The 13117-nt window shown below is 69.0% G+C and carries 11 protein-coding genes; 5 read left to right on the top strand and 6 right to left on the bottom strand.

Annotated elements, in window-relative coordinates; all coding sequences use genetic code 11:
• Positions 1-170: 170 nt before the first annotated feature.
• The 4 genes from R9X41_RS00890 to R9X41_RS00875 all read left to right on the top strand — a co-directional run bounded on the left by R9X41_RS00890 (position 171) and on the right by R9X41_RS00875 (position 6372).
• The gene (locus R9X41_RS00890; protein WP_318633027.1) at positions 171-1940 is read left to right on the top strand and encodes an FMN-binding glutamate synthase family protein; all 1770 of its coding nucleotides are present in this window, start codon (positions 171-173) and stop codon (positions 1938-1940) included.
• Positions 1941-2204: 264 nt separating this feature from the next.
• On the top strand, positions 2205-3467 hold the full coding sequence (locus R9X41_RS00885; protein ID WP_318633026.1) for a hypothetical protein: 1263 nt from the start codon (positions 2205-2207) through the stop codon (positions 3465-3467).
• Between the two features lie 73 nt (positions 3468-3540).
• On the top strand, positions 3541-4383 hold the full coding sequence (locus R9X41_RS00880; RefSeq protein ID WP_318633025.1) for a BUD32 family EKC/KEOPS complex subunit: 843 nt from the start codon (positions 3541-3543) through the stop codon (positions 4381-4383).
• A 117-nt stretch (positions 4384-4500) separates the two neighbouring features.
• Positions 4501-6372: an FUSC family protein gene (locus tag R9X41_RS00875; RefSeq protein ID WP_318633024.1), complete on the top strand. Its 1872-nt coding sequence runs from the start codon at positions 4501-4503 to the stop codon at positions 6370-6372.
• Positions 6373-6385: 13 nt separating this feature from the next.
• Here the strand turns inward: R9X41_RS00875 and R9X41_RS00870 are convergent, their stop codons facing one another.
• Positions 6386-6841 (bottom strand): PIN domain-containing protein, encoded by a 456-nt coding sequence (locus R9X41_RS00870; RefSeq protein ID WP_318633023.1) that lies wholly within the window; start codon positions 6839-6841, stop codon positions 6386-6388.
• A gap of 2 nt (positions 6842-6843) precedes the next feature.
• Complete coding sequence (locus R9X41_RS00865; RefSeq protein WP_318633022.1) at positions 6844-8082, bottom strand: THUMP domain-containing class I SAM-dependent RNA methyltransferase; 1239 nt, start codon at positions 8080-8082, stop codon at positions 6844-6846.
• A gap of 84 nt (positions 8083-8166) precedes the next feature.
• On the opposite strand from R9X41_RS00865, the gene R9X41_RS00860 reads away from it, so the two are divergent.
• A complete protein-coding gene (locus R9X41_RS00860; protein WP_318633021.1) occupies positions 8167-8814 on the top strand; it encodes a DUF4197 domain-containing protein in 648 nt (215 codons plus the stop codon).
• Positions 8815-9099: 285 nt separating this feature from the next.
• Here R9X41_RS00860 and R9X41_RS00855 read toward each other — a convergent pair whose 3' ends face one another.
• The 4 genes from R9X41_RS00855 to R9X41_RS00840 all read right to left on the bottom strand — a co-directional run bounded on the left by R9X41_RS00855 (position 9100) and on the right by R9X41_RS00840 (position 13082).
• On the bottom strand, positions 9100-10671 hold the full coding sequence (locus R9X41_RS00855) for an RNA polymerase factor sigma-54 (protein ID WP_318633020.1): 1572 nt from the start codon (positions 10669-10671) through the stop codon (positions 9100-9102).
• Positions 10672-10777: 106 nt separating this feature from the next.
• Positions 10778-11557: an LPS export ABC transporter ATP-binding protein gene (gene lptB, locus R9X41_RS00850; protein ID WP_318633019.1), complete on the bottom strand. Its 780-nt coding sequence runs from the start codon at positions 11555-11557 to the stop codon at positions 10778-10780.
• Between the two features lie 8 nt (positions 11558-11565).
• Positions 11566-12222: a lipopolysaccharide transport periplasmic protein LptA gene (gene lptA / locus R9X41_RS00845; protein ID WP_318633018.1), complete on the bottom strand. Its 657-nt coding sequence runs from the start codon at positions 12220-12222 to the stop codon at positions 11566-11568.
• A gap of 182 nt (positions 12223-12404) precedes the next feature.
• Positions 12405-13082: a thiol:disulfide interchange protein DsbA/DsbL gene (locus R9X41_RS00840; protein ID WP_318633017.1), complete on the bottom strand. Its 678-nt coding sequence runs from the start codon at positions 13080-13082 to the stop codon at positions 12405-12407.
• Positions 13083-13117: the final 35 nt, after the last annotated feature.

Raw genomic sequence — 13117 nt, 5'->3', positions numbered from 1 at the left:
GGTCGCGATGGACGCGGGCCCGAGAGGAGGGAGCTGCGGGGCGGCGGCGTCGCACGCTGGACAGGCCGCATCCTTATGATCCGCCCCGGGCCGTGTCGCGCGTCCGTCCCTGGCGGGACGCGATCGCGCGAAGAAGGTTAATTTTACCGGCGCCGACCAGGAGACCCCCGATGTCCACCGTTCCCCCCGCGCAGCCGCGCGCCACGCTCCACGGCGCCCGGCGCGGCCTCGGCCGGTATCCGCTGCGTTATGCCGCCTTCGGCGTGTGCGTGCTGGCCCTCGCCGTGCTGCTGGCCTTGCACTACCTCGAAAGCCCGTGGTGGTGGCTGGGCGTGGGGGTGACGGCCGCCCTGAGCGTGGTCGGGCTGCGTGACCTGGTGCAGACCCAGCACGCGATCCTGCGCAACTACCCGGTCATCGGCCACCTGCGTTTCGCGCTGGAATTCATCCGGCCGGAGATTCGGCAGTACTTCATCGAGAACGACACCGAGAGCTTGCCCTTCTCGCGGGCGCAGCGTTCGCTGGTCTACCAGCGCGCCAAGGGTGAGCCCGACAACCGGCCCTTCGGCACCCAGCTCGACACCGGCCACCAGGGCTACGAATGGATCAACCATTCGATGTCGCCGACCCGGCTCGACAGCCACGACTTCCGCGTCTGGATCGGCGGCAAGCCCGGCTCCACGCCGGCCTCGCTGGAGCCCTGCACCCAGCCCTACCAGGCCAGCGTGTTCAACATCTCGGCGATGAGCTTCGGCTCGCTGTCGGCCAACGCGATCCTGGCGCTCAACCGGGGCGCTTCACTCGGCGGTTTCGCCCATGACACCGGCGAGGGCTCGATCTCGCGCCACCACCGGGTGCACGGCGGCGACCTGATCTGGGAAGTGGCCTCGGGTTATTTCGGCTGCCGTGCCGACGACGGCAGCTTCAGCGAGGAGAAGTTCATCGCCAACGCCCGCGAGCCGCAGGTGAAGATGATCGAAATCAAGCTCAGCCAGGGCGCCAAGCCCGGCCACGGCGGCATCCTGCCGGGCACCAAGGTCACGCCCGAGATCGCCGAGGCGCGCGGCGTGCCGGTGGGGGTGGACTGCGTATCGCCGGCCTCGCACAGCGCCTTCCGCACCCCGATCGAGATGATGCATTTCATCGCCCGACTGCGGCGACTGTCGGGCGGCAAGCCGGTGGGCTTCAAGTTCTGCCTCGGCCATGTCTGGGAATGGTTCGCGCTGGTCAAGGCCATGCTCGAGACCGGCATCACGCCGGACTTCATCGTCGTCGACGGCGCCGAGGGCGGCACCGGCGCGGCGCCGGTGGAGTTCACCGACCACGTCGGCGCGCCGGTGGCCGAAGGCTTGCAGCTGGTGCACAACACGCTGATCGGCGTGGGCCTGCGCGGCCGCATCAGCCTGGGCTGCGCCGGCAAGGTGATCACCGCCTTCGACATCGCGCGCTACATGGCGCTGGGCGCCGACTGGTGCAACGCCGGGCGCGGCTTCATGCTGGCCTTGGGCTGCATCCAGGCGCAGACCTGCCACACCGGCAACTGCCCGACCGGTGTCACCACCCAGGACCCGCGCCGCCAGCAGGCGCTGGTGGTGCCCGACAAGGCCGACCGCGTGGCGCGCTTCCACCAGCACACGCTCGAGGCGCTGAAGGAACTGGTGCAGGCCGCCGGGCTGGAGCATCCGCAGCAGATCACCGCCCACCACATCGTGCGCCGCCTCACCGACACCGAGGTGCGCCTGCTGTCCAACCTCATCCTGCAGGTGGCGCCGGGCGCGTTGCTCGGCCCGCTCGACGAGCTGCCGAGCGTGTTCCGCCTGTACTGGCCGCTGGCCTCGGCCGAGAGTTTCCGCGCGCGGGAGCCAGTGCCCGGACACGCACCACAGCACGCCGGCGCTACGGTAGCGACGGCCGTGCTGGCACCGCGCATCGACCCCTGACGCCACGCCCGTTCGGACGGGCGCGAAGGCGTTCGCGAAGCGAATTCCACCAGCAGGCGGCGATCGAAATGATGGCCGCTTTGCCGTTCGGAGCGCCCTGTGAAGTGGTTCAGTCCTTCCTTTTTCGTCACCCAGGCCCTCCTGGCCCAGCAGGCTTTTTCGGGCTTGGCGGCACCCAGCGGCTGGAGGCCGCCGCCGAGCGCAAACAACACCATCGCGCCGGTTGCCGACCAGGCCTGGCAAGGTCCGCTGGCCGAACTGGTCGTGGAGCGTGCCGCCCATCGGTCGCATACCGATGACTTCGCACCGCCGCATGCGGCCAACGGCACCCAGCCCGCCGACGAGAACTTTCTGCTCTGCGCCTCGGTTGTCGAAGGCGTGCAGACCTATTTCGACATGATGTTGAGCGCCCTGCGCGCGCTGCAGGGCCCGCCCACCCAGGAGGGCCGTGAGCAGCGCGCCCGCGCCCGGGAATATCCCCACCGTTTTCGCATTGTCTACACCGAAGCCCAGCGCGCCCGTGCACGCGCCGCCGAGGCGCTGGCCGTGCCGACCAACGCCTCCGTGGAGCCGGCGGACGTCGCCTGGCACGACACCGCCGCCGGCCAGCGTACCGAGCAGGACCTGGGCGATTTCGATCGCCGGGTGGCGGCGGTCGGCCACTTCTTTCGGGTATTGCGCCAAGCCCGCGCCGACCTGCACAAACTGATCCCGGCCGATGCGCTTTACGACGAAAAGGCCGACGCCCGCACATTCATCCAGGCTGAACTCGAGAACGCCGCGACCGCCGCCCGTGGCCCGCTGTCCGAAGGAATGGCCATCGAACACTTCAAAAGCAGGTTGCCCGCCTTGCGCGAACGTGTCATGGATTTCATCGGCGACCGCCGCCTCGCCGGCATCGACGCCCGCCGCGCGAACGCGCTTTGGCTGTCGGCCGAGGAAATCATGAATTTCTACAAACCCGGCACGCAAAAGATCATGGGCCCGCGCCAGCCGAGCGAGTTTCCCAACACGGCCGAGCTGACGCATTTCTGCATCGACGGCGTCGTGACCTTCGTCGGCCCGAGGGCGCTGGAGAACGCGTTGAAGTACGCGCCGCGGGCGCACCAGCATGTCGACCCCTCCGTCTCGACCGCCTGGGAATACGCGTCGCAGGCCCAGGTCAACCGCAATGAAGACAAGCCGGAAGAAATCACCAAAATTCGCTATCAGGAAGCTTTCAGCCAAAACCGACCAGCGTACGGGCAATACCGAAAGCTTGAACTGCGCGGCATGATCTTCCGCATCGATGGAGGCGAATGGCAACACAATCCCATCGCGGAAATCGAGGAGCTGGAAGAAGTCAAGTATCAGACCATCACCCAGCGGATGCGCGAGGCGAAAATGCTGCGGCGCCGGGTATTCGACCGCGACGAGGCCCACGATCCGCGCGACAACACCGGCGACGGGTGGGCCTATGACTGGATTCGCTACTGGGCCAACTGGCCGGTGCAGCCGGCCAACATGACCAACATCTGGAACAGCTGAAAAAACCACGGACGCCACAGCCGGCGGCGGGGCCAATGCCGGCGGGGTCGGCGGGCATGGTTAGCATTGCCACGTGAACCTGCCATCCGACTACGAATTCGAGACCGGCGACGCCGTGGAAGCCAGCCTGCGCGAAGCCACGGACTTCCTGCGCCAGTGCCTGTCGACCCAGACAGAGGCGGTGCAGTGCCATGTGTGGCGCGGCGAGCAGGTGTGGGTCAAGCGCAGCGTCTCGGCGCGGCCGCGCTGGCATTTCTGGCTGCTCGGACTGCTGGCGCGCGCGGTGCAGCTGCCGGCGCTGTCGCCGGTGCCCAACCCCGGCGGCGAACAGGCGGTGCGTACCGAGGCTCGCCGCCTGCGCGAACTGGCCGCGCGCGGCCTGCGGGTGCCAGCGGTGCTGGCCGAATTGCCCGAGGGCTTTCTGATGGAGCACCTCGGACGGCCCGGGCAGCACACGCCATCGCTGGCCGAGGAGATGAACGCATACACCGCCGGCGATCCGCAGCGGGTGCTCGACCTCTTCTGCCAGGGCCTGCAGGCGACCGCCCGGGTGCACGCCGTCGGCACCTGCCTGAGCCAGGGTTTTGCGCGCAATCTGGTGCGCTGCCCGGACGGCGTCATCGGTTATGTCGACTTCGAGGACGACCCGCAGGCCAGCATGCCGCTGAGCCAATGCCAGCTGCGCGACATCCTCTGTTATGTCCATTCCAGCGCGGTCTACCTGCTCGAAGCCGGCCAGCTGGACGCCGCGCGCGCGCCCTGGCGCGAGTGGCTGGCCCGGCGGGCGCCGCACATGCGCGGTCTGGTGGCCGACAGCGCGCGCCGCATGCGCTGGTTGCGCCGCCTGCCGCAGGACCGGCGCTGGGGCCGCGACCTGCAACGCGCCCGCGCCGCCTGGGCCTTGCTGGAAGGCTGATCGCAGGCGGCGGCGCGCGCCGGTTTACCAACAGGATGCAAGCCGGCGACCGGAAGGTCGCGGGTCGCGGCACCATCTTTGCATGCGGGCTCGGTTCCGCGTTCGACGAAACCGCCCTTGACGACTCCTGCCCCTGCCATCGCGGCCTTCTTCACCGCATTCGATCGCCCCCGCCTCGGCCAGGCCGCCCGCATGGCGCTCGCCGCGATCCTCGCCTTCTCCGTCGCCGCACTGCTCGACGTGCGTAACGCCTATTGGGCGGCCATGCCGGTGTGGGTGGTGGCGCAGGCCTCACGCGGGCTGCTGATCGAACGCGGCGTCTATCGACTGCTCGGCACGCTGGCCGGCGCCGGCTTCGGCCTGGGCCTGCTGGCGGTGACGCGCGAGCCGGTGCTGCTGCTGGCGGCGCTCGGCCTGTGGGTCGCGGCGATGGCGGGACTCACCCATCTGCTTGTCGGCGTGAAGAGCTACGGCGCCATGCTCGCCGGCATGACGACCGCCGTCGTCGTGCTGCCCTGCCTGCATGCCGGGCAAGCGCTGCTGCTGCCGCTGGCGATCGCGCGCATCGAATGCACCCTGATCGGCGTGCTGGCCGTGACCCTGGTGACCGGCTGGTTCACGCCGGCGGCCCGTCGCCACGACTTCTACCTGCGGGTGCGTCGCATGGCCGCCGACGCCACCGCCTGCGCGGCGAATGCCGTGGCCGGACGCTGCACCGCCGAAGATCTCGACCTGGAGCGCCGCACGCTGTTCGAAATCGCCGACACCGAAGCCCTGGCGCGCACCATGGCTGCCGGCTCGCTCGAGGGTTACCGCCGGTTGCGGCACACCACTGCGCTGGCGGCGGCCAGCCTGGCTCTGATGGCCGCCGCCGTCGCCTTGCGCGCGCGGCTGCTGCGCGGCAATGCGGTCGATGGGGCGCTGTCGGCCCGCTTGCAGGCGCAATCGGAGGCGCTGCGCGACGGGCCGGCGGACCGATGGGGCGGGCATGACGCCGATTGGTCGACCAACAGCGCCGAAGGCCCCGAAGCCCGTCTGCGCGACGCCATGCGCCATATCGTCCAGGCCGAGAACGCCCTGTTCGACGACCGGCCCGCCGCCGTGTCGCAGCCGCAACTGGCCGAGCCGCGTGACTGGCAGCGCGCCCGGGCGCGCGGCGCGCTGGCGGGCCTGGCCACCTTCGTCGCGGCGTTGGTCGGACTGCTATCGGGCGGGCCGGCCGGCGAGTTGATGGCGCTCGGCGTCTGCATCTTCTCGATGGTGCTCGGCTCGCTGCCGACACCCCGGGTGGTGGCGCCGAAGCTGCTGGTCGGTGTGCTCGCGGGCGTTGTCGCCGCCACGCTCTACCGCTTCGTCATCCAGCCGCACGTGGGCGGGCCGATCGGGCTGATCGCCAGTGTGGTGCCCTTCATCGTGATCGGCGCTTTGGCACGGGTGCATCCGCGCACCGCCATGCCGGCACTCGACGCCAATATGTGTTTCATGCTGGGCAGCCAGGCAGGTGGATTACCGGCGCATTCGGCCAGCGAGATCCTGAGCGGCTCGGCCGCATTGGCGCTGGCCGCCGCGCTGGTGGCCGCCGGCCTGCTGCTGGTGCCCGAACGCGGCGGCGCGCGGCTGCAGGCCCTCGCGAGCGCCCTGCGCCGCGACATCGGGCGCCGCCAGACCGGCGCCTCGCGCCGCGCGCTGCAGTTGCTGGCCGAACTGCAGCGGTCCGGCCGCGACGGTGCCACGGCATCGGGCCTGCTGGCCGCGCTCGGTTTCGGCGCCTCGCTGGCGTGGCTGCGCGAAGGCCGACGCCTGCCGGATGCCGATTGGCGGATGCTGGAAGGTTTTGCCGCCGACCCCGCACGTGCGGCCGACGAGGCATTGAAGCTGGCGCGACAGGTGGGCGACGCTGCCGTCGCGCTGGCGCTGTGCGATGCGGCCGACGCGCTGCGCGCGGGTGCGGCGTGGCTGTCGTCCGACGCGGCGCCGCCATCGGCCTGAAACGAACGCGCCCTCAGCGCCGTGCGGGCAACAGCTTTTGCGGGTTCACCGCCGGATCGTCGAAGGTGGTACCAACGACCACGCCCAGTCCTGCCAGCCGCTTGCGCATGCACAGCACCGCGCGGTCCTTGCTGAGCAGTTGCGCGCAGTGGGCGGCGGCCAGGTCGATGAACGGCTGGTCGTCCGGATCCTTGCAGGAGAAACCGATGCGCGGCGCGACCTCCACCAGCCGCGCATGCCGGTCGAAGCAGTCCAGCACGTCGGACGCGGCCAGGCCGTAGAAGGCCAGGCGCGGCACGATCTGCGGATAGCCGAGCACCCGTTCGAGCTCGACGCGCATCGGCGACGTGGCGATCCAGTCGAGCCGGCCGACCACCAGGCCTTCGCGCACCGGCACGGCGGCCGGGTCGGCGAAGACAAAAACGTCCAGCACGATGTTGGTGTCGAGCACCAGCGGCGCGGCGGCCATGCTCAGTCGGCGGGCGGGCGGTTGCGCGCCGAGCCGGCGATCATGTCGAACTTGAACAGCCGGCATTCGATGGGACCGTTCCACATGGGCACGCGGCGCGATTCCTTCAGGCGCATGCGGCCGGGCAGCTTGGCGTCGGGTGTGAGCATCCAGGCGGTCCAGCCGGCGAAGTTGCGTTTCCAGTGGGTGGCAAGCGCGGGGAAGAAGTCGCCGCCGTCCTCGGTGAGCGCGGTTTCGCGCGACTGCCGCGCCACGTCGCCCGCGCGCTGGCCGGCCACGCCCGCCACCGCGATGCGCTCGCCGTAGGGCGGGTTGAGCAGCATCGTGCCGCGCTCGGCCGGCGGCATGCGCTGCAGGGCGTCGCCACCGCGAAACTCGACGGCGGCCGCCACGCTCGCGCGCTCGGCGTTGCGCTGGGCGAAGTCGACCATGCGGTGCGACACGTCGCTGCCGAACACGGGCACCGGGGGCTCGCAGACCGCCGCCTCGGCCTCGTCGCGCAGTGCGGTCCACACGTGCGCCTGGTAGGGCAGCAGCTTCTCGAAGGCGAAGCGGCGATGGGCGCCGGCCGGAATGCGGCAGGCGATCTGCGCGGCCTCGATGGCGATGGTGCCGCTGCCGCAGCAGGGGTCATACAGCGGCTGCGGGTCGGCACCGTGGGGATCCCAGCCGCTGGCTGCGATCATGGCGGCGGCCAGGGTTTCCTTGAGCGGGGCGTCGCCCTTGTCCTCGCGCCAGCCGCGCTTGAACAGCGGCTCGCCGGAGGTGTCGATGTAGAGCGTGGCGCGGTCGGTGGTCAGGTGTACGTGGATACGCACGTCGGGCCACTGGGTGTTCACGTCCGGCCGCACCCCGGTCTTGTCGCGAAAACGGTCGGCGACGGCGTCCTTGATCTTGAGGGCGGCGAAATTCAGGCTCTGCAACGGGCTGTGCTGGGCGGTGACTTCGATCTTGAAGCTCTGGCGGGTGGTGAACCAGATCTCCCAGGCCACGCCGGAAGCGGCTTCGTAGAGGTCGCGTTCGTTGCGGTAGAGCGTGTTGGAGAGCTGCACCAGCACCCGCTGGGCGAGCCGGCTGTGCAGGTTGAGCGCCATCGCGTCGCGCCAGGAGGCCCGCGCCAGCACGCCGCCGCGCAGGGTCTGCAGGTCCATGCCGGCAAGACCGGTGAGCCGATGGACCTCGTCGGCGAGATAGCCCTCCACGCCGGCGGCGCAGGGCAGAAAGAGTTGGAACTGGTTCATGGGAGCCCCCGAGGATACGCGGGCCGCCGGGGGCCCGGGCCGCGGGGGCGTTCACAATGGCCGGCCATCCACCGGGAGCACGCCATGCATCTGCGCCACACCCTCGCGGCCGCCGCCGCCGTTTTGTCGATCGCCACGATCAGCCTGCCGGCCGCCGCCCAGTCCGGCGGCTCGGCCATCAAGAGCATGCTCGGCCAGGCCTCCGACAACGCGCTCGACCAGCTCGCCAAGCCCGGGGCGTTCTCGGCGGACGACGCGATCCGCATCGGCCTGCCCGGCGCCAGCGGCAAGGGCATGGGCAAGCTGATGGACCTCGCCGGCAAGACCGGGCTGACCGGCGACATCAACGGCAGCCTCAACCGCGCTGCCGAGGAGGCGGCCTCGAAAGCCAAGCCGATTTTCCGCGCCGCCATCGACCGGGCCACGCTGAAGGACGCCGCCGGCATGCTGAAGGACAGCACCGGTGCCACCGAATACCTCAAGCAGAGCACCGGCCCGGAGATCGCGGCGCAGCTCAGGCCGCTGGTCAAGACCGCGTTGGCCAACAGCGGCGTGCTCCAGCAGACCTCGCAGCTCTCGGCCGTCGGCTTCACCGACGACAAGCTCACCGATTACGTCACCGGCAAGACGTCCGACGGCATCTTCACCTACGTCGGCCGCGAGGAAACGAAGATGCGCCAGAACCCGCAGGAGACCGGCAAGACCCTGCTGAAAGGCCTGGGCAAGTTCTGATCAGGCCGTGATAGCGCGGCGACGGCGCGCCACGAAGTCGCGCATGCCGGACGCCGGCGCTGCATCGGCGCACGCTGGCGGTGAGAAGTCGGGGGCATCGCCGGTAAGGCGCGCGCCAGCGGGCGTGCCCGCGAGCGCTGGCTCGGTTGACCACCGCTTGCGATGCGGGCTCGAGCTGGGCGGTGCACGATTCGAATTTCATCAAAAATTGCCAATCAAGCGGCTTGATCGTCAATTTTGACTCCCCTACCCGCCTGCGGCCGAGCTGGACGGCTTGCCGACGCCTCAAAGCGACTTGCGCAGATTGGCCGGTGCGATGCGCAGCGCGTCACGGTACTTGGCCACCGTGCGGCGCGCGCATTCGATGCCCTGCTCCTTGAGCATGTCGGAGATCTGGCTGTCCGACAGCGGCTTGCGCAGGTCTTCCGAGCTGACGAACTGCTTGATCAGCGCCCGCACCGCGGTGCTTGACGCGTTGCCGCCGGTTTCGGTGCCCAGAGCGGAGCCGAAGAAGTACTTGAGCTCGAAAGTGCCGAAGGGCGTCGACATGTACTTGGCCGTGGTCACCCGGCTGATGGTGGATTCGTGCAGGCCGAGTTCATCGGCGATCTCGCGCAGCACCAGCGGTCGCATGGCCAGTTCGCCGTGCACGAAGAAGTTCTTCTGCCGCTCGACGATGGCGTTGGACACCCGCAGGATGGTGTCGAAGCGCTGCTGGATGTTCTTGATGAACCAGCGCGCTTCCTGCAGCCGCTGCTGCAGGGCGGCGCTGCCTTCGCCCTTGTGCTGCTTGAGCGCGCTGGCGTAGATGTCGTGCACCTTCAGGCGCGGCATCACGTCGGGGTTGAGCTGTACGCGAAAGCGCGGTTGCGGTCCGCGGCCGATCTTTTGCACCAGCACGTCCGGTATGACGATGTTGCGTTCGACATCGACGAAACGCCGGCCGGGCTTGGGTTCGAGCCGGGCGATCAGGCCCATGGCCGCGCGCACGGTTTCCTCGTCGAGGTTGCAGGCGGCCGTCAGGCGCTTGACGTCGCGGCGGGCCAGCAATTCCATGGGATGCGCGCAGATCGCCAGTGCGGCGGCGACCAGCGCCGGCTGTCCGACGCCGGTTTCGCGCATAGCGCGCAATTGCAGCGTGAGACATTCGCGCAGATCGCGCGCGCCGACGCCGGCGGGCTCCAGGTGTTGCAGCAGGCGCAGGGCGACGGTAAAGCGCTGAACCAGGTCCTCGACCTCCTCCATCGCGTCGTCGCCGTGGCCGGCGAGGCCCAGGGCCAGCGACGGCAGCGAGTCCTCCAGGTAGCCGTCGTCGTTGAGCGATTCGATCAGGAATCGCAGCGCCGCGCTGTCTTCGGGCGACAGGCGCAGGGCCAGCGCCTGTCGGTGCAGGAAGGCGGTGAGCGACTCCTGGCTGCGCGCCAGTTCGGTGGCGTCGACCTCGCCGTCTTCGCCCAGGTTGTTCTGGCGGGCGGGCGCGTCGCCGCCCCATTCGCCGTCGTCGGCGACGACTTCGGTGCCGCCGTCGCCTTCCCAGCTGGGCTCGGATTCGACACCACCGTCACCGTCGCCGTCGCCCGAGGCTTCGCTAGTGGTGGCGGTGCTGGCGGTGTTCTCGGCGCCGGCGTAGAAGCCTTCCTCTTCCGCCGCCGTCGCAGGCGTGTCGGCCTGCGCCACGCCGAATTCCTCGCGCGCGGCTTCCTCGTGGGTGACTTCGAGGAAAGGGTTCTCGTCGAGCATCTGCTCGACCTCCTGGCTCAGCTCCAGCGTCGACAGCTGCAGCAGCCGGATCGACTGCTGCAGCTGCGGCGTGAGCGCCAGATGCTGCGAAACGCGAAGAGAAAGCCCTTGTTTCAACCGAAGACCCTTTGTGTGGCGCGCGATGCGCTGCCGAAAGCCGAGGTGGCCGCCACCGGTGGGCAGACTGGCGAAAACATGAAACGCGACGCCTGCCGGAAACCCATCACATGCGGAAGTGTTCGCCCAGGTAGACCCGACGCACGTCGGCGTTGTCGACGATCTGCTCCGGCGTTCCCTGTGCCAGCACGCGGCCGTCGCTGATGATGAAGGCGTGGTCGCAGATGCCCAGCGTCTCCCGCACGTTGTGGTCGGTGATCAGCACGCCGATGCCACGCTCCTTGAGGAATCCAATGATTCGCTGAATCTCGATCACGGCGATCGGGTCGATGCCGGCGAAGGGCTCGTCGAGCAGGATGAAACGCGGGTTAGTGGCCAGCGCCCGGGCGATCTCCACCCGGCGGCGCTCGCCACCGGACAGCGCCATGGCGGGCGAGTCGCGCAGGTGCTCCACACGCAGGTCGGCCAGCAGCGCGTTCAAGCGCTCTTCGGTCGCGGCCCGACCGAGCGGTTTGCCGTTCTCGTCCTCCTGCAGTTCCAGCACGGCACGCACGTTTTCCTGCACGCTGAGCTTGCGGAAGATGGACGCTTCCTGCGGCAGGTACGAGAGCCCGAGCCGCGAACGGCGGTGGATCGGCAGGTTGCTGACCGGCTGGCCGTCGATGGTGATGTCGCCGGCGTCGGAGCGCACCAGGCCGACGATCATGTAGAACGAGGTGGTCTTGCCGGCGCCGTTGGGGCCGAGCAGGCCGACGACCTCGCCCTTCTGCACCGACAGCGAAACGTCCTTGACCACCGTGCGGCTGCCATAGGCCTTGCGCAAATGGTTGGCTTCGAGCCGGCTGACGGCGGGGGCGCCGGCAGGGGCGGTGCGGGGGTCGCTCACGGTGTCGCTCAAGGCTTGGTTCCGCCCATGGAAGGAGTGGTGCGGAGCGCGGGCGCTGCGCCCGGAGCGGCCGCCGGCACGTCGGCCGGCTGGCCGCGTGGCGACAGCACCGCGCGGATCCGGCCGCCAGGCGCGCCCGTGGTGGCGCTGGCCGCCGCCGCACCGCCGGAGTTGGGGCTGCCATCGACCGTGTAGACGTCGGTCACGTTGTTGTAGACGATGACGTTGCCGTGCACTTCGTCCATCGTCGTGCTGCCCTGCAGGCGATGCATTTCGGCGCGGCGGGTGAATCGCACCCGGTCCTGCTTGCCGTCGTAGTCGATGACTTCGCCTTCGCCTTCGATGTATTCGTCGGGAGCGCCGGCCTGGGTGTCGCGCTTCTGCTTGAAGTACGCCCGCTTGCCGGGATCGGCGGTGACGACACCGAACTGGTAGCCGTCGGGATCCTGCCGAACCTCCAGCCGGGTGCCGCGGATGAGGATGGTGCCTTTGGTGAGCACCACGTTGCCGGTAAAGATGCTGGTCTGGGCCAGGTCGTCGTGGCGCAGGGCGTCGGCCTCGACGTTCATCGGCTTGGTGCGATCCGCTTTCTCCGCCTGCGCGGCTCCAGAGAAAAATACGGTGCAGAAAAGCAGCGGAAGTAAAACGGCGTTGATTTTTCTCATAGGGGCACGAATCTTGCAGGCATTGTACGGGCTAGTACGGGCTCCATCGCCGCAAGCCTTGTCCCAAATTGGGACAGCCATTGTCGCCCGCGCGATTCGGTGCCTGCTCGGCACGCCGCGCGGCCGGCGTCAAAACGGCGATGCCCGCCGGAGCGGGCATCGCCATCCGTGCATGCGGCGACTCAGGTGCCTTTGCGGGCCTGGGCGATGAGGAAGTTGGCGGTCTGCAGCGCGCGGTCCATATTGCCCGACATCTGGCCGTCGGTGTAATAGCGCCCGGCAATACCCAGGGCAGGCACGCCTTCGACCTTGTACTGGTCCTGCAACTGCGTGGCGCGACGGGCTTTGGCATTGACCGAGAACGAATTGAAGGTTTCGGTGAACCTGGCTTTGTCCACGCCCTGCTTGGCGACCCAGTCGATGATGGTGCCGTCGCGGTTGATCGGCAGGTGCTCGACGTGGATCGCGTTGAACACCTTCACGTGCAGTTCATCGACCTTGCCCATGGCTTCCAGCGCATAGTAGAGCTTCTGCTGGGGCAGGAAGTCGTCGCGGAAGGAAACCGGGACCCGGTGCACCACCACGTCGGCCGGCACCGCCTTGGCCCAGCGCTCGAAGGCGGGCTCGAAGGCGTTGCAGTGCGGGCAGCTGTACCAGAAGAACTCGACCACTTCGATCTTGCCGGCCGGTGCTTCGACCGAGGCCGGCTTGTTCAGCACCATGTAGTCCTTGCCGGCCTGCGGGGCGGCCGACTGGGCGAAGGCCGCCTGCGGCAACAGCGTGGGCAAGGCCGCGGCACCGATCAGGGCGGCGGTGGTGCCGACGAATTCGCGGCGATCAAGACGTGAGAAAAAATCCATGAAAAGGCGCTCCTTGGGCCCGTCAGAGAGCTTCT

Source organism: Xylophilus sp. GOD-11R, assembly GCF_033546935.1.
Classification (GTDB): Bacteria; Pseudomonadota; Gammaproteobacteria; order Burkholderiales; family Burkholderiaceae_C; genus Xylophilus.
Note: the sequence above shows the minus strand (reverse complement) of the source record. Positions and strands in the feature narration are given on the sequence as shown.